We start from the raw sequence: 17,291 nt of genomic DNA, 5'->3' as shown, positions 1-17,291 counted from the left end.
TATTAATCAGTTACTGAATGGATCAGATTTTTCAAGCGTCCGGCGGGACCAGATGATTTCCGCGACCGCTCCGCCGTCGGGGTGATTGCGAAACCCAAGCTCGCCGCCGCTCCGCCGGATCATCATTTCGGCGATAAAAACGCCGAGCCCCATGCCACCCTTGCCGAGGCGGCTCGACATGTAGGGCTCGCCGAGCCGGCTCAGTATTTCTTCGGAAAACCCCGGCCCGTCGTCACGGATTTCCGCCCGGACGAGCCGATCGGTCCAGTAAAGGTCGATTGTCACCCGGCTTCGCGCAAAATCAGCGGCATTGCTGATCAGGTTGCCAAGGCCGTGGCGCAGCTCGGCATTGAGGTAAAGATGCGGGATGTCCGCCTCGTCGCCATGGGTGCGGATGATAAACCGTTTCCCCTGATCGCGATATTTATCGGCGATCACAGAAAACAGGTTGTTGAGGGCGAGGAAATTATGATGCGCGGAATCTTTCAGGAATTCGCCCGTTTCCGGCCCGCGCGACAGCTGCGCAAGGACGGCCGCGCATTTTCGCGCCTGATCATGCAAGAGCTCGGCGTCCGTCGCCGCATCGCTCCCGGCGGGCAGTGAATGGCGGAGCTCCTCCGATATCAGGAGGATGGTGTTGAGCGGCGTGCCAAGCTCATGCGCGGCGGCGGCGGCGATACCGCCAACGGCCGAAAGCTGCTGCTCGCGTGCAAGTTCGGCGCGGGCAATGGTCAGCGCATCATACATCTTGCGCGAGTCGGTCGCGATTAGCCAGGCGTAGCCGGAAAGAAAAGCGGTGCCAAGGACCAGCGCGGACCAGAGCGCAAAAAGATAGGTGTTTGAGAGAACAAGCGACTCTGGCGGCAGCGGCAGCGGTTCAAAAAAGACGGTAAGCACCGTGATGCAGGCGAAGGTGACGAGGCCGAGAAACACCGTTCCCTGCCGCGGCAGGTTGGTCGCCGAAATGGTGACGGGAACGAGAAACAGGACGGAAAAAGGGTTGGTCAGCCCGCCCGTGAAATAGAGCAGGCCGGCGAGCTGCAGGATATCGTAGAAGAGATATAAAATTGCCCCCCGATCGGGAATGCGGGCGGCAGGCTTGCTGTTCAGCGTGACGAGGATATTGAGGATCGCGCTTGCGCCGATCAGAAGGCCGATCGGGATCAGCGGCAGCGGATGGGCAAAAACAAAATGGACGATAAGCACCGTCAGTGCCTGGCCGAAAACCGCAAGCCAGCGGATATAGACGAGGGTTTTAAGCCGCACCCCGCTTGAACCGAGGGCGAGGGTCTCGCTCTCCTCGATCACGAGCGGATCTGGCGGCGTGCTGGGCGAAATACTCACAGGCACTCTGAACTCAGCGCCGATATAACAGAAATTTTAGACATATAAATGCCATTTTTGCTCCGCTATCTTGGATTTTATCAGTATTCTGTTTTCCAACGAATAGTCAAAAGGGAATAACCAGATGTATACGACAATAACGGCAAACCGTCGCAAGTTTCTGACGCTCGCAGGCGTGGGTGTCAGTGCTTTCATGCTCGGCTCCGGCACGGTCGCCTTTGCCGGTGAAGCGCAGGACCAGCTGGTTGAGAAAGCCAAGTTCACCGTCTCGGACGTCGCTGCACGATCTGAAATGGATCAGTTCCGTTCCCTTCTTGGCGTCGCCAAGGGTGTCGTCATCTTTCCGCAGGTCTTCAAGGCTGGCTTTTTCGTTGGCGGCGCGGGCGGCAGCGGCGTTCTCCTTGCCAAGGATGAGGCAGGGAACTGGTCGTCCCCCGCCTTCTATACCATGGGTCAGGGTAGCGTCGGCCTTCAGTTCGGCGCCCAGGTCAATGAGCTGATCCTCGTCATCATGACGCAGAAGGGCCTTGAAGCGATCATTAACAACCAGGTGAAACTCGGCGGCGACCTCAGCGCCGCGGTTGGCCCGGTCGGCACGACGCTTGGCGCCTCGACGACAACCAATCTCGATGTCGACGTCTTCTCCTTCGCCATTTCTCAAGGGTTGTTCATCGGCGCATCGGTGGAAGGATCGGTGCTCTCCTCCAACACCGACTCCAACGAGTCCTATTACGGTCAGCGGGCCTCCGCGCGCCAGATCGTGATCGAGCGGACCGTCTCGAACGCACAGGCCGAAGGCCTCAAGGAAGCGCTGCTTAAAGCGGAGAGGAAGTAATCCCCCCGCGGGCAGTCAGGATTTCGTGCTGCCGAGGAGTTGAACGACACGGGGATGACGGTTCTGCCGCGCATGATCGAGCGCCGTCCTCCCCGTGAAATCGGTGCGCTCCGCTATCGCCCCGTTCTCGAGCAGGATTTTCACGATTTCAAGGTTTCCGGTTTTTGCCGCCTTCATCAGCGCGGTTTCGCCCTGCCGGTTCTCGCTATTCACTTTTGCCCCGCTTTCAATCAGGATAAGCGCGGCCGCAGTTGATCCGTAAGCCGCGGCCTGCATCAGGGCGGTATTGCCAAGGGAATCCGTGAGATCAACCTGTGCGCCATGACGCAGCAGCGTCTGTACCGTTTTCGGCACGCCCGCAATCGCCGCATGATGCAGCAGCGGCACCTTTTTCAGATCGCGGCTGTTGGGATTGTTTCCGGTCAGCAGATATTGTTCCACCGCGTCGGAATTGCCATAGGCGGCGTTCTGAAAAACCTGGTCCTCGCCAAGCAGCGATTGTGCGAAGCCCTGTGGTATCGCAACAAACAGCAGTATAACGGCAATCCAGCAGAACCGCATTGCGTGCCCCGTGTCGTTTTTTATGGCTCATTCTCCACAATTATGCGCCTCAATCCTAATCAAATTTTCGATAAATCGGCAAAAAATACTGACAACAGCGGAAAGCGTGCCTATATTTATGTTGCGGTGCGGCGTAAATTTAGCAAATGCGGCGTGCATCTCCCGGAACCGGGATGCCGCGGCAATCAGGAGAGCGAAGTATGCTTTATCAACTCCAGGAACTTCAGAAACTGGCGCTTTCCCCTGTCCGAATGGCGGCACAGGTTTATAGCAATATTCTGCGCAGCCCGTTCAATCCGGCATCGGAAACGCCTCCCGCCCAGACCCTCGCGGCCGGGCTCGATCTCTTTGTGGAAACGACGGAATATCACGGAAAACCGGCGTTCGGGCTGACCTATGCGCTGGTCGACGGGAAAGAGGTGATGGTCAGCGAGGAAATTCTCCATCGCAAGACCTTCTGTCAGCTCAAGCATTTCAAGCGCGACACGCGCCGCAAGGATCCGAAGCTTCTGATCGTGGCGCCAATGTCGGGACATTTCGCGACGCTGCTGCGCGGCACCGTCGAGCGGATGATGCAGGAGCATGACGTTTACATCACCGACTGGCGCGATGCCGCCAATGTGCCGATTTACGAGGGTCGCTTCGACCTCGATGACTATATTGATTATATCATTGATTATCTTAATTTTCTTGGCCCCGATACGCATGTGATGGCGGTCTGCCAGCCTGGCGTGCCGGTGCTGGCGGCCATTGCGCTGATGCATGAGCGGAACAACCCGAATGTGCCGCGCACCATGACGCTGATGGGCAGCCCCATCGATACCCGCCGCCATCCGACCGAGCCCTGCAAGCTCGCGATGAACCATTCGATCGAGTGGTTTGAGCGGACGGTGATCCAGTATGTCCCGTTCGGCCATCCGGGCGTTTTTCGCCGCGTCTACCCCGGCTTCCTGCAGCTGTCCGGCTTCGTCAGCATGAATTTCGGCCGCCATATGGAAGCGCATATCAAGCAGTTCGAGCATCTGGTGAAAGGCGACGGCGACAGCGCCGACCGGCACCGCACCTTCTATGCCGAATATAACGCGGTGATGGATCTGACGGCGGAATATTATCTGCAGACGATCGAGACGGTGTTTCAGAAGCAGGCGCTCGCCAAGGGCGAGATGATGTATCGCAAGGATCACCTGATCCGGCCGGAGCTTATCACCCGGACCGCGCTGATGACGGTTGAGGGCGAGCTCGACGATATCTCCGGCATCGGTCAGACCGTCGCCGCCCATGACCTTTGCACGGCGCTTCCCGACAGTATGAAAGCCCATTACGAGCAAAAGGGCGTCGGTCATTACGGCGTCTTCAACGGCCGTCGCTTCAACAATGAAATTGCCCCGCGGATCAGTGACTTTATCCGCCGCCACGAGCCGGGCGCGACAGCCTCTAAAGCCGCCGCCGCCCCGGCGGCCGCTCCGGTGAAAGCCGCCACTCCCGCGCCCGTTCCGGCAGCAAAGGCCGAAAGGGTTGCAAAAAAGCCGGCAGTGGCTAAAACTGCGGCAAAGACGACAGCGGCAAAACGCTCAGCGCGTAAAGTTGTCGCCAAACCGGCCTCACCGAAACCGCGACAGGATCGGTGACGCCCCCCGCAAACGGAAAAGGCCTGAAATCAGGTGAATGAGAAACCATTCTGGGAAACTGTCGCGCTGCACGATATGACGCGCGAACAGTGGGAGTCGCTCTGCGACGGCTGCGGCAAATGCTGCCTTCTCAAGCTGGAAGATGAAGACACGCTTGAGCTTTCCTATACCAATGTCGCCTGCCGGCTGCTGGATCTCGGCACATGCCAGTGCACCCGCTACGAGGAACGCGCGCGCCTTGTGCCCGATTGCGTCACGCTGACGCCGGACATTATCCCGAACCTTCGCTGGATGCCGCGCAGCTGCGCCTATCGCCGGATCTATGAGGGCAAACCCCTGCTCTGGTGGCATCCGCTCATTTCGGGCGATCCCGAAACGGTGCATGCGGCGGGCGTCTCCGTGCGTGGACGCGTCATCTCCGAGCGCCGCGCCGGGGATGTGGAAGATCACATTGTTGATTGGCCGGACGCCGACGTTGACTGAGATGCCTGCCCCTCGCCTGGTTGGCGGGCCGCGGCCGCATCTTCTGGTCGCGGGACGGACCCATCTTCTGGAGATAAGGCGCTCTGCGCGCTCCGCCCGCCTTCGCCTTCGCATCGATCCGAAGCGCGGCATTGTCCTCAATCTGCCTCCCCGTGTCTCGCTGAAGGCCGGGCTTGCCTTCGTTGAGCGGGAGCTCGACTGGATCGTTGCCCATCTTGACCGGCTACCGGCGCCCGTTCCGTTCCGCGACGGCGCGGTGCTGCCGCTGCTCGGCGTGCCGCATCGCATTACCCATGCGCCGGACCGGCGCGGCTTCGTCTGGCGGGAAGCGGGCGAGATCCTCGTGGCGGGCGGGGCGGAGCATCTGCCGCGCCGGGTGCGCGACTGGACGCGCAAGGTCGCGAAGGAGGAAATCAGCCATCGCGCCGAAAAATATGCCGCCCGCATCGGCACATCCTACAGCGGGATCACGCTGCGCGATCCGGCGTCGCGCTGGGGAAGCTGCTCCTCGACCGGGCGGCTCAATTTCTCGTGGCGGCTGCTGCTCATGCCCGAAGAGGTGATGGATTATATCGTCGCGCATGAGGTTGCGCATCTTCGCCATATGGACCATTCGGCCGCTTTCTGGGCGCTGGTTGACGAGATGCACCCCGGCGTCCCGGCGGCGCGCAAGTGGCTGAGAATAAATGGCGCGGACTTACATAAATATGGCGTGGAACCTGAGGACAGGTTATGAGAGGGCGATTTCCTTTTGAGTATGTGCAATGAAACCCCTCTATCCCGCCTCTGCGCTGTTCACGATATACCTTGCCACCGCCGTCGCGCTCGGGCCGCTCTCGACCGACATGTACCTGCCGACCTTCCCCGATCTTGCGAAACATTTCAGCGCAAGCCCCGCGGATGTGCAGCTCACTCTCAGTATTTTCACCTTCGGGATTGGCGCCTGCCAGCTCATTTACGGCCCCCTCACCGATCGTTTCGGAAGGCGGCCTGTCCTCATTCTCGGGCTGGGGATCTTTGTCCTTTCGAGCTTTGCCTGCGCATTCTCGCAAACGATTGAGCAGCTTACCTTTTTCCGCTTCATGCAGGCCTTCGGCGTGTGCGCCGGCCTTGTCGCGCCGCGGGCGATGGTTCGCGATCTTTTTGTCCGCGAACAGGCGGCGATCCAGCTGTCGCGCATGGGAACGGTGATGGGCCTTGCGCCGGCGGTTGCGCCGGTGCTTGGCGGTTATATCGCCGTGCTCTATGGCTGGCAGGCGGTTTTCATCGTGCCGGCGATGGTCGCGTTGATCGTGGTGCTGGTCACCGCGCTCTTTGTCGAAGAGTCGCTGCGGACGCTCAATTTTAATGCCATGAAGCCCGGCAGCATTCTGCGCAATTATCTCAGCCTTCTCGCCAACCGTGAGTTCATCGGCTATTCGCTGACGGGCGGCTTTGTCTTTGGCGCGCTGTTCACCTTCATTTCCGGCTCTCCGCTTGTCCTGATCAATGTCTATGGCGTCGCGCCGGAGGTCTTCGGCTACCACTTTGCCGCCATGGTGCTCGGATATATGACAGGAACGCTGCTCGGCCCCTATTTCACGAAGCGAAAAGGCATGAATCCTTCAATCGGGATCGGCACGCTGATCGTTGCCGTCGGCGGCCTTATCATGTTGGGGGCTGCGCTTGCCGGCGTCGGAACGGAATTTTCGGTCGTTCTCCCCATGGTCGTCACCGCGGTCGGGCTCGGCATGGTGTTGCCGCAGACGCAGGCCGGCGCTATGGCGCCCTTTCCGATGCTGGCGGGCTACGCCTCCGCCCTTTCCGGCTTCATCATGATGGGCTTTGGGGCGCTGCTCGGCTATATCGTCGCGGCGCTTTATGACGGCACGCAATATTCGCTTGTCATCTCGATCGCCTCAATGGGATGTCTTTCGGTCGCCGCCTTCAGGCTGCTCATTGGCAGCCGAAAGGGTCATGAGGAGAACTAGCTCTCCCGTATCATAGATGCTCAGGGGCGCGGCGCGTTGCCCGGAAAATCAGGCTCTGTGGGCCGTTTCGCGGGCGCCGATGCGCCGTCGCCGCTGCGGGCACCACTGCTGCCGCTGCCGCTTCCAGAGGGCTCTGAGCCGCTGCTCGACGCATTCTGGGCGGAGAAGGCGCGGACAATTTTCTCCCACAGGCTCCCCCCTTCTTCCTCCTGCTTCTCAACCTCGAGCCGGGTGAAGGCGACCGCCTTGCTCGTCCCTGCGCGGGAGATGAAATCTTTCCAGGCGACAGCCGGAAGATTGCTCCCCGTCACGCCTTTCGTTGGCGATCCGTCGTCATTACCGAACCAGACACCGGCGACAAGTTCAGGGGTGAAGCCGATAAACCACGCATCGCGGTAGTCCTGCGTCGTGCCGGTCTTGCCGGCGGCGGCAAAGCCGGGGTTCGCGGCCTTTCCGGTGCCCCATTCGATGACCGCGCTCATGACATCGCGCATCTTGTTCACTGTAGCGGGGCTGACGATCCGGCCCTGCCCCGACGACTGACGCTTGTAAAGAACGGTGCCGTCCCGCTCGCGAATTTCAAGCACGGCGTAAGGGAGCACCGCAGTTCCGCCATTAGCAAGCACCGCATTCGCGGCGGTCATCTCAAGGAGTGACACCTCATTGGTGCCAAGTGAAATCGACGGATGCAGCGGCAGGTCGCCGCTGAGGCCGAGTTTGCGCGCCATATCCGCGACCTTGCCCCGGCCGACATGCTCGGTGACCTTGACGGCAACCGTATTGATGGAGCGGGCAAACGCTTCGCGGAGCGACATATCGCCGTTATAGAGACGGCTGTAATTGGCAGGGGTCCAGCCGTTGATATTGATCGGGCCGTCGTTGAAAATATCATCGGGCGAGAGACCGCTCTCAAAGGCGGCGGTATAGACGATGGTCTTGAAGACCGATCCGGGTTGGCGCCGCGCCAGCGTCGCGCGGTTATAGACGGAGCTGGAATAGGACCGGCCACCGACCATGGCTTTCACCGAACCGTCCGGCGTCATGGCGACAAGAGCGCCCTGACTCACGTTCATTTTGGCGCCCTCCGCCTTGAGACGCGCTTCGAGGGCGCGCTCGGCGTCGCTCTGCATATCGAGATCGAGCGTCGTCGTGATGATGAGATCCTTGTCGGTGCGCCCGATATAGGCCTGCACCTCGCTCACCACCCAATCGGAGAAGTAGCGGACGTTGCGGAAATCCTGGCTCGCGTTGACAAGAACCGCCGGCTTTGCGCGAAGCGCCTGCGCTTCCGCCGCCGAGAGAAAGCCCTCATCCACCATACGCGCAAGGACGACGCTCGCCCGCTCCTGCGCGCGCTGCAGATTGCGCGTTGGCGCATAATATGTGGGCGCTTTCAGAAGGCCTGCCAGCATCGCCGCCTCGGCCGTCGAGAGCTGCGTCGCGGGCTTGGAGAAATATTTTCGCGACGCCGCGTCGATGCCGTAGGTGCCGGAGCCGAAATACATGCGGTTGAGGTAAAGCGCGAGGATTTCATCCTTGCTGTATTCCGCCTCCAGCCAGAAGGCGAGCAGGGTTTCGCGGATTTTCCGCCCGATGGTGCGATCCGGCGTCAGGAAGAGGTTTTTTGCAAGCTGCTGCGTGATGGTGCTGCCGCCCTGGACGATGCGTCCTGCCTGATAGTTGCGGATGGCGGCGCGCGCGAGGCTCATCGGATTGATGCCGAAATGGCTGTAGAAGTGGCTGTCCTCGGTGGCGAGGATGGCGCGTTTCATGTTGCTCGGGATCTGATCAATCGAGAGCATATCGCCGTAGAGATCACCGTAAGTCGAGAAGCGGACGTGATCGCGGGTCTCCAGCACCATGGCCGGACGCTTCTCGATGACGCCGATGCCGGAAATGTCGGGGAGCGTGAGGGCGAAATATCCGATGAAAAGCCCGCCGATCAACAGGCACCAGAGGAGCACCGTCCCGCCCCAGTTGACGATTGGCGACCAGAGGCTGCGCGTGCTGCTTTTGCGGGCGGGCTTCCGCCGCCGCGGCTGGCCGGACGCCTTCGCGCTGCTTTTCGCGCCGGTGCGGGCCGTCTTCTTTCCCGGCTTGTTTGCTGCCGGCGCCGCTCCGCGTTGCGGATAAGTTTTCTTGCCCGACCCTTTTGTTGCCTTCTTCATTACAAAACTCGATTGTTACTCACAGCCAACGCCACCAGCGCGCGAGCAGCATTACTCGAGATATAAGGCAAAAATGAGATATTTCCCGTCTCCTTTATCGCGAGGCACAACGAAGCGCGCCATTATCCGCCTTGCGTTTCATGAAAGGCGAGACAATTGCCATCGGGATCGGGGATTGAAAACTCCACCGTCGCCGCGAACAGGGGGGCGGGGGTGTCATGTCCTGTTCCCTCGCGCCCGCTCCCCGACTGGGGCCATATCCCCGTCAGGCATCGAGGAAGCTGACGTTCAGCGCGTTGTCCTGAATAAAATTGCGCCGTGGCTCCACGACATCGCCCATCAGCGTGGCGAACACCTCGTCTGCTTCGTCGCCATGGTTGATGCGCACCTGCAACAGCGTGCGCGCCTCTGGATCGAGCGTGGTTTCCCAGAGCTGTTCGGGGTTCATCTCGCCAAGGCCCTTGTAGCGCTGGATCGTCAGGCCGCGTTTGCCGAGATTTGTCACCGCCTCCATCAGATCGAGCGGCGAGTTGATGATCTCGCGCTTGTCCTTGTGGATAAAGACCGACGATTGCGCGTAGATGACGCGAAGCTCGTCCTTCATGAGATCGAGCTGGCGCGCCTCGGCGGAGTTGATCAGATTGCTGTCGACGATCCGGACTTCGGTCACGCCGCGCACCTCACGGCTGAACTTGAGGCCGAAATCGGGCAGGACCTCGCCCGTCCAGCCCCGCTCCGTCTCCGAGGAGATGGCGTCAAGGCGCCTTGCGATAAACGCCGCCGCCTCGGGTCCGCGAACCGGGTCGCTCAGCACTTCGTCATTGAGGGCGCCGGCAATGGCCACCTGCTCGACCACGGCGCGGTTCTGCAAGCGCGCAATCGCATCGATGAGGTCGCGGGCCTGGCGGGCGCTGTTGACGAGGCTGCGCAGATCCTCGCCGCCGCGCTGTTCGCCCGACGCAAGTTCGAGAATAACGTCTTCCATGCCCTGTTCGATCAGGTAATCGTCCATCGCCTTCTGGTCCTTGAGATAGACGGAGGATTTCCCCTTCGTCACCTTGTAGAGCGGCGGCTGGGCGATATAGAGATAGCCCTTTTCGACCAGCTCCGGCATCTGGCGATAAAAGAAGGTCAGCAGCAGCGTGCGGATATGCGATCCGTCGACGTCGGCGTCGGTCATGATGATGATTTTGTGATAGCGGGCCTTCTCGACATCAAATTCCTCCGGCCCGATGCCGGTGCCAAGCGCCGTGATGAGCGTGCCGATCTCGTTGGACGAGAGCATCCGGTCAAAGCGCGCCCGCTCGACGTTGAGGATTTTGCCGCGAAGCGGCAGAACCGCCTGATTGTACCGGTCGCGCCCCTGTTTGGCCGAGCCGCCGGCGCTGTCACCCTCGACGAGGAACAGCTCGGAGACCGCCGGATCGCGCGACTGGCAGTCGGCGAGCTTGCCGGGCAGGCTGGAGATATCCAGCGCGCCCTTGCGCCGGGTCAGCTCGCGCGCCTTGCGGGCGGCTTCGCGCGCCGCGGCCGCCTCGACCACCTTGCCTATGACGGTTTTCGCATCCGCCGGATGCTCTTCGAACCACTGGCTGAGCGCATCATAAACCGAGCTTTCGACAATCGGCCGCACCTCGCTCGAGACCAGCTTGTCCTTGGTCTGGGACGAAAATTTCGGATCCGGCACCTTCACCGAGAGAACGCAGGTCAGCCCCTCGCGCGCGTCATCGCCGGTAATTGTCGCCTTTTCCTTTTTTGTGATGCCGCTCGCCGTTGCATACTGGTTGATCGCGCGGGTCAGCGCCGCGCGAAAACCGGCGAGATGCGTGCCGCCGTCGCGCTGCGGGATGTTGTTGGTGAAGCAGAGGACATTCTCGTGATAGCTGTCGTTCCATTCGAGCGCCGCTTCCACCGTCACGCCGTCCTTCTCCGCCGTCAGATTGATCGTCTCGGAGATCAGCGGCGTTTTCGAACGATCGAGATATTTCACGAAGGCCGCAATCCCGCCTTCATAGTGCAGATCCGTCTTGACCGGCTCGGCCGAGCGGAGGTCATTGAGCTGGATATAGACGCCGGAGTTGAGGAAGGCGAGCTCGCGCAGGCGATGTTCCAGCGTCGCATAGTCGAACTTGATGTTGGTGAAGGTCTCGGGCGACGGGGTGAAGGTAACCTCCGTCCCCGTCCGGCCGACCGCGTCGCCGACCACCTCGAGCGGGCCGAGCGGCTCGCCATGCGAGAAGCTGATGCGATACGCCTTGTCATTGCGCCAGATGGTGAGGTCGAGGCGTGTCGAAAGCGCGTTCACGACCGAGACGCCAACGCCGTGCAGACCGCCGGAGATCTTGTAGCTGTTGTCGTTGAACTTGCCGCCCGCATGAAGCTGCGTCATGATCACCTGCGCTGCGGAGACGCCCTCCTCGGCGTGGATATCGACCGGAATGCCGCGTCCGTTGTCGCGCACCGTCACCGATCCGTCGCCGTTCAGCGCCACATAAACCATATCGCAATAGCCGGCCAGCGCTTCGTCGATGGCGTTATCCACCACCTCATAGACCATATGATGCAGCCCCGAGCCGTCATCGGTGTCGCCGATATACATGCCGGGGCGCTTGCGGACCGCATCGAGGCCCTTCAGGACCGTGATGGATTCCGCGCCATATTCGGTTGTCTGCAACTGATTTTCGCTACTCATTACGTCGTCATTCCTTTTAGCGATCGGTTGTCGGGCGAAGCGTGCCGTTCTCAACCGTCATAAATTGCGCCCGGTCTCCCAGCTCGGAAAACAGGGCAAAGTCGGTGCCTGTCATCCAGGCTTGTATCTCCATCTCCTCGATCTCGTCGAACAGCGCCCGGCGCCGCGTCGCATCGAGATGCGCTGTCACCTCGTCCAACAGCAGGATCGGCGCCCGTCCCTGCAGCCCCGCCTGCAGCCGCGCATCGCCGAGGATGATCGAGATCAGCAGCGCCTTCTGCTCGCCGGTCGAGCAAAGCCCGGCCGGCATTCCCTTTTCCCTGTGCGTTACGGCAAGATCGCTGCGATGCGGCCCCTGGCCCGTAACACCGGCGATTGCATCCTGCCGCCGGGAGGCTTCCAGCACCTCCCGATATCTGTCTTCCGCCGCGAGGGCCGACATATCCTCAAGCCAGCCTTCGAGCAGCCCCTCGGTCTCGAGGACCGCCTTCGGAAAGGCCCGGCCGCCGGATCCCGGCCCCGCGGCGTCCATGATGCCGTTGAGACGCCCCACCGTCTCCCGCCGTGCCGCCGCGATCGCCGTTCCGGTCTGCGCGAGGCTCCGCTCCAGCGAGGTCAGCCAGTGCGGGTCCATCCGCCCTTCCTTGAGCAGCCGGTTCCGCTCCCGCATCACCTTTTCAAACGTGGTCATGCGGCGGGCATGAGCCGGGTCGAACCCGAAGGTGAGCCGGTCGAGAAAGCGCCGCCGCCCGGCCGCGCCTTCCTGAAACAGACGGTCCATCTGCGGCGTCAGCCAGCCGACATGCAGGTGATCGGCAAGCGCCGCGGTGCCGCTCATCGTCTGCCCGTCGATCCGCACCTGCCGGCGCTCGATCGCCTCGCCGCCTGCGCCCTCAATCACAAGGCCGGTGCCGAGCTTGTGCGCTCCGGCATCGGAATGAACATCCGCCGCCACGGCCCAGCCGCCGCCGCCTTTCGCCCGCGCCGCGTCCAGCAGTTTCGCGCGTCGCAACCCCCGCCCCGGCGTCAGAAAGGAGATGGCTTCCAGCAGGTTCGTCTTGCCGCTGCCATTGGCGCCGGTCAGCACGACAGGACGGTTATCAACGTCAACTTTCAACTGTGTATAATTGCGAAAATCCGTCAAAATCAGACGCGTGATAACATAGGCGGACACAACCGGCTCCTCCCTGGCGACACCCGGCATCCGGACACCCGGCTGAGGGCAGGACGTGGGAATTGCACTACACCCGCATCGGCATCAGAACATAGAGGGAGCCCTCGTCGGCCGTGTCCCGGACAATGGTCGGCGAGCCGGCGTCGGCAAACAGGAAGCGGGCGTTCTCACCATCGATCTGGCTCGTGATATCCAGCAGATATTTCGAGTTGAAGCCGATATCCATATCATCCGCACCGTAGGTCGCGCTCACCTCTTCGGTCGCGCTGCCGGCATCCGCGCCGGTTGCCGAGAGGGTGATCAGATTGTTGCTGAGCGAGAGCTTGATCGCGCGGGTCTTTTCGGTCGCAACGGTGGAAACGCGGTCAACGGCCTGGGCAAAAGTCTTGCCGTCCAGCTCGAGCATGCGATCGTTATTGGCCGGGATGACCCGCTCATAGTCCGGGAATGTGCCGTCGATCAGCTTCGATGTCAGCAGGGTGTCATCAAACGAGAAGCAGATGCGCGTCTCGGAAAGGGAGATGGCGACGGGATCCTCACATTCATCGAGCAGGCGGAGGAGTTCGTTCACCGCTTTCCGGGGCACAATCACGCCCGGCATCTGCTGCGCATCGGCGGGGGCTAGCGTTTCAACGCGCGCCAGCCGGTGGCCGTCGGTGGCAACCGCGCGCAGCATCGCCGTGCCGTTCGCCTCCGCCGTGTGGAAATAGATGCCGTTGAGATAGTAGCGGGTTTCTTCCGTCGAAATAGCGAAGCGGGTCTTGTCAATGAGCCGCTTAAGGGTTTTCGCGGGCAGCGTGAAATTGACCGGAAGCTGGTTCGTTTCCATGACCGGAAAATCATCCTGCGGCAGACAGGCGAGATCGAATTTGGACGGCCCGCTGCGGATGAAAATCTTGCCCTTCTCCGGCGCGTAGTCAAGCTCGACCTGGCTGCCTTCGGGAAGCTTGCGGATGATGTCGTAGAGAAGATGCGCCGGAACGGTCGTCGCGCCCTCGCGCGCCACGGTTGCGGCGGCCTTTTCATTGATCGCGATATCAAGATCGGTTGCTGTCAGGCCGAGCGACCCGTCGCGTGCGTCCATCAGGATATTGGCGAGGATCGGGATGGTATTGCGGCGCTCGACAACGCTTTGCACATGGCTCAGGGAAGTCAGCAAGGCGGTCCGTTCGATAGTCAGTTTCATGGGCTCGATCAGCTTTGATTTTGTTACTCATAAAGGTTCGCCATTATGCCCGAAAATGGCCCCTAACATCAACTTATTTCTCCCCTTTTCGCGGGAATTAGAGTCAATGTTAAGAAATTGATTCTTAACCTTGAATCGAAATTCCGAGGGAGCCAGAAGGCGCCATGGCATGCGTCTTTGCACGACCACCGGTCAATATTCGGCGGCATCCCCGATCGGTCGTTTGATCGAGGTGAAAATAGCCTGTCTTATCAGAGGGTTGTGGCGGCCAGCCTGCGCCCTGCCCTGACGGTCGGACCGCGCGGCTTTGGCCGGGTGGCCCCCGTCAGTCCGGGTCAGCCGTGATTTCGCGCGCGAACAAAGGCGTAAGTGCCGACAAGGCCGACAAGGGTGGCCGGCAGAAGGGCGGCGGGAACCAGCCATGCGACGGTGAAAATAACCGAGAGATCGGCGTCGCCGTCGAGGCCTGCGGCGTTCGCGAGGATCCCGGCATAGGCGGCGCCGATGGCCATCCCGAGGCGTTGCAGTGTCGGGATGGCGCCGGAGACCCGTTCATGATCGGCTTCCGGCGCGAGGCGGATGGCGCGGCGGAGGATGAACGTCCAGGCTGCGCCGAACCCGGCCCCCTGCATGACGGCGAACAGCGCAATCAGCCAGAGCGGTCCGAACGGCAGGCTGTAGGCATAGCCCGGCAGGCTGAGGGTGATCAGCAGCATGCCGAGTACAATCATGGCATTGTCGCGCGTCTCCGGGCTGCCCGACAGCATGAAGGAGACGACGGACCAGCCGATGGACATGCAGGCCATGATCAGCCCGCCAACGAGCGGCGGATAGCCGTGCAGGATCGTGATCACATAGGGACCGTAGACGGAGAGCGCGTTCAGCGTCGCGGAAAAGGCGAGCACGAGGATCATGGCGCCGCCGATCGGATTTTTCAGCGAAAGTGGCCGCGCCGGCAGCATCCGGCTGTCGCTCTCGCGGCCGTCAAAGTAGAAAAAGGCGATCAGCGCGAGGATCCCGAAGACGACGAGAAGCGTTGTTTTCAGGAGGGAGATTTCGATCCCGGCGAAAGCGATGAAAAGCACGCCGATCGACAGCCAGAACAGCCGCCAGACGGGGAAGCGCAAATGCAGGCGCTCTTCAGGCAGACCGTGACGGCGGAGCGCAACCCATACCCAGATGGTGAGCAGAAGCGCCTGCACCGCGAAAAACCAGAAGCCGCCCTGCCATGTCCCATATTCCACGAACAGCCCGCCGACCAGCGGTCCGATAAAGGCCGAAACGCCCCAAAGCGTGCTGATAACGCCCATCGCGCGGGCAATCAGCCGGCGGGGAAAAAGCGAGCTGACCGCGACAAAGGCGAGCGCCATCAGGCCGCCGCCGCCGATGCCCTGCAACAGCCGGCCGATCAGCATTACCCACATCTCCGGGGCAAAGGCGCTGACAATGCAGCCAAGCATGAAAAGGAAGGACGCCAGCGTCATCGGCAGGCGAAGCCCGAACTGCAGTGCGAGAAGGCCGCTTGCGGCGCCGGCGACGATGGAGCCGATGCCGTAAAGCGCGACAGTCCAGGAGATAAGTTCCTCCCCGCCGATATCGGCGACGATGGCGGGAACCATGGTGGCAACGAGAAGGCTGTCGGCCGCATGCAGCCAGATACCGAGGGAGACCAGCGCGAGCGCAAGGCCATATTCCCGGTTGAGGATCTCACCCCAGCGAACGGCGCGTTCCTCGGAGGCTTGTGACATAAAACTTCCTATACAAACAACATCCGGTCACCGGCGCCGGAAGCCGCCCCGGCGATATCCGGTAGCGCACGCGGTGAGCATAGCCGCTATGGGCGCTTTATTCCAGCATCCGGCGCAGAAGCTCGATATCTTCCGAGAGCGCCACGTCCTGCTCCCGCAGCTGGTCGATCTTGCGAAGCGCATGCATCACCGTCGTATGGTCGCGGCCGCCGAATTTGCGGCCAATCTCGGGCAGCGAGCGCGAGGTGAGCTGCTTGGCAAGATACATCGCCACCTGCCGCGGCCGGGCCACCGCGCGGGCGCGGCGGGCCGAATGCATGTCGGACATGCGGATGTTGAAATGCTCGGCGACCTTCTTCTGGATCTCCTCGATCGTGATCCGCCGGTCATTGGCGCGCAGCAGGTCGCGCAGCACCTCCTGTGTGCTTTCAAGCGTGACCGCCCGGCCGACAAGCTCGGAATAGGCGAGCACCCGGTTCAGCGCGCCTTCAAGCTCGCGCACGTTCGAGGTGATGCGATGGGCGAGAAATTCGAGGATGCGGGGCTCAATGTCGATATTCCCCTGCTCCACCTTCGATTGCAGGATGCCGAGCCGAAGCTCATAGTCCGTCGGGTGAATATCGGCGACGAGACCCCAGCCGAGGCGCGAGCGCATCCGCTCCTCCATCCCCTCAAGGTCGGTCGGCGAGCGGTCGCCGGAGATGATGATCTGGTGGTTCTGGTCGACCAGCGCGTTGAAGGTGTGAAAGAATTCCTCCTGCGTGCTGTCCTTGCCGGCGATGAACTGCACATCGTCGATCATCAACACATCGACGGAGCGGAACTGCTCCTTGAAGTTCATCGTGTCCTTGTAGCGCAGCGCGCGAATGAAGCGGTACATGAACTTTTCCGCCGAGAGATAGAGCACCTTCTTCTGCGGGCTATTGGTGGCAATCGCGTGGCCGATGGCGTGCATCAGATGTGTTTTGCCAAGCCCGACACCGCCATAGAGATAGAGCGGGTTGAACGGAATTGAATCTTTCGCTTCGGTCACCCGCCGGGCGGCGGCATGGGCAAGCTCGTTGGACTTGCCGACAACGAAGTTATCGAACGTCAGGCGCGGATCGAGCGAGGACATCAGCGACGGATCTGGGTTCGCAACCTCGGTGATGATGGGCGTGGCGCCGCCGATAAAGGGCGATCCGGTCTCGGCGAAGCCGATGGTCGGCTTCTGGGAGGCACTGTTTTTCCGATCGAGCGGCTTGACGCGGATTTCGATATTGCGGATCGCGCTGTCTGCGGCGCACCACAGCTGACGAATGCGGGTCGCGTAATTGTTGGATACCCAGTCGCGCAGGAAGCGCGTCGGCAGGGTGAGGGAGACCGTATCGCCGTCGATCTTTTCGAGTTCGATATTCTTCAGCCAGGAGTTAAAGGTCGCCTCGCCGAATTCGCTGCGCAGTTTTTCTCTTATTCTTTTCCAGATCTCGTTGTCTGTCATTGCAAAAGCCTCAGAACGTGAC

The 17,291-nt window shown here is 61.2% G+C and carries 13 protein-coding genes; 5 read left to right on the top strand and 8 right to left on the bottom strand.

Translation table 11 applies throughout. The features are described from left to right. Positions 1-6 precede the first annotated feature (6 nt). Positions 7-1,344 (bottom strand): ActS/PrrB/RegB family redox-sensitive histidine kinase, encoded by a 1,338-nt coding sequence (locus tag V7Z56_RS13480; RefSeq protein WP_334130030.1) that lies wholly within the window; start codon positions 1,342-1,344, stop codon positions 7-9. Between the two features lie 124 nt (positions 1,345-1,468). Here V7Z56_RS13480 and V7Z56_RS13475 point away from each other — a divergent pair, with 124 nt between their 5' ends. Beyond that, positions 1,469-2,179 (top strand): lipid-binding SYLF domain-containing protein, encoded by a 711-nt coding sequence (locus V7Z56_RS13475; protein WP_334130029.1) that lies wholly within the window; start codon positions 1,469-1,471, stop codon positions 2,177-2,179. A gap of 15 nt (positions 2,180-2,194) precedes the next feature. On the opposite strand, the gene V7Z56_RS13470 is transcribed toward V7Z56_RS13475, so the two are convergent. Further along, positions 2,195-2,740 (bottom strand): ankyrin repeat domain-containing protein, encoded by a 546-nt coding sequence (locus V7Z56_RS13470; RefSeq protein WP_334130028.1) that lies wholly within the window; start codon positions 2,738-2,740, stop codon positions 2,195-2,197. Positions 2,741-2,940: 200 nt separating this feature from the next. Between V7Z56_RS13470 and V7Z56_RS13465 the strand changes: the two genes are divergently transcribed. Genes V7Z56_RS13465 through V7Z56_RS13450 form a run of 4 tightly spaced genes read left to right on the top strand, consistent with a single transcriptional unit; the run spans position 2,941 to position 6,821 of the window. After that, positions 2,941-4,368, top strand: a complete 1,428-nt coding sequence (locus V7Z56_RS13465) for a polyhydroxyalkanoate depolymerase (RefSeq protein ID WP_334130027.1) — start codon at positions 2,941-2,943, stop codon at positions 4,366-4,368. Positions 4,369-4,401: 33 nt separating this feature from the next. Then, positions 4,402-4,851: a YcgN family cysteine cluster protein gene (locus tag V7Z56_RS13460; protein ID WP_334130026.1), complete on the top strand. Its 450-nt coding sequence runs from the start codon at positions 4,402-4,404 to the stop codon at positions 4,849-4,851. A 1-nt stretch (position 4,852) separates the two neighbouring features. After that, positions 4,853-5,587, top strand: coding sequence for a M48 family metallopeptidase (locus V7Z56_RS13455; protein WP_334130143.1), 735 nt, complete (start codon positions 4,853-4,855; stop codon positions 5,585-5,587). Positions 5,588-5,615: 28 nt separating this feature from the next. Beyond that, positions 5,616-6,821: a multidrug effflux MFS transporter gene (locus V7Z56_RS13450; protein WP_334130025.1), complete on the top strand. Its 1,206-nt coding sequence runs from the start codon at positions 5,616-5,618 to the stop codon at positions 6,819-6,821. A gap of 20 nt (positions 6,822-6,841) precedes the next feature. On the opposite strand, the gene V7Z56_RS13445 is transcribed toward V7Z56_RS13450, so the two are convergent. The 6 genes from V7Z56_RS13445 to dnaA all read right to left on the bottom strand — a co-directional run bounded on the left by V7Z56_RS13445 (position 6,842) and on the right by dnaA (position 17,269). Continuing rightward, on the bottom strand, positions 6,842-8,989 hold the full coding sequence (locus V7Z56_RS13445; RefSeq protein ID WP_334130024.1) for a transglycosylase domain-containing protein: 2,148 nt from the start codon (positions 8,987-8,989) through the stop codon (positions 6,842-6,844). A gap of 265 nt (positions 8,990-9,254) precedes the next feature. After that, positions 9,255-11,681, bottom strand: a complete 2,427-nt coding sequence (gene gyrB / locus V7Z56_RS13440; RefSeq protein ID WP_334130023.1) for a DNA topoisomerase (ATP-hydrolyzing) subunit B — start codon at positions 11,679-11,681, stop codon at positions 9,255-9,257. A 16-nt stretch (positions 11,682-11,697) separates the two neighbouring features. Further along, entirely contained in the window at positions 11,698-12,855 is a 1,158-nt protein-coding gene (gene recF / locus V7Z56_RS13435) for a DNA replication/repair protein RecF (RefSeq protein ID WP_334130022.1), read from the bottom strand. 67 nt (positions 12,856-12,922) lie between these two features. Further along, positions 12,923-14,041, bottom strand: coding sequence for a DNA polymerase III subunit beta (dnaN, locus tag V7Z56_RS13430; protein ID WP_334130021.1), 1,119 nt, complete (start codon positions 14,039-14,041; stop codon positions 12,923-12,925). Between the two features lie 335 nt (positions 14,042-14,376). Continuing rightward, the gene (locus V7Z56_RS13425; RefSeq protein ID WP_334130020.1) at positions 14,377-15,789 is read right to left on the bottom strand and encodes an MFS transporter; all 1,413 of its coding nucleotides are present in this window, start codon (positions 15,787-15,789) and stop codon (positions 14,377-14,379) included. 97 nt (positions 15,790-15,886) lie between these two features. Continuing rightward, the gene (gene dnaA / locus V7Z56_RS13420) at positions 15,887-17,269 is read right to left on the bottom strand and encodes a chromosomal replication initiator protein DnaA (RefSeq protein WP_334130019.1); all 1,383 of its coding nucleotides are present in this window, start codon (positions 17,267-17,269) and stop codon (positions 15,887-15,889) included. Between the last annotated feature and the right edge of the window lie 22 nt (positions 17,270-17,291).

The sequence above is a fragment of the Sneathiella sp. genome (genome assembly GCF_036844445.1).
Taxonomy (GTDB): domain Bacteria; phylum Pseudomonadota; class Alphaproteobacteria; order Sneathiellales; family Sneathiellaceae; genus Sneathiella.
The sequence above is the reverse complement of the archived record's forward strand: the minus strand, read 5'-3'. Positions and strand labels throughout refer to the sequence as shown.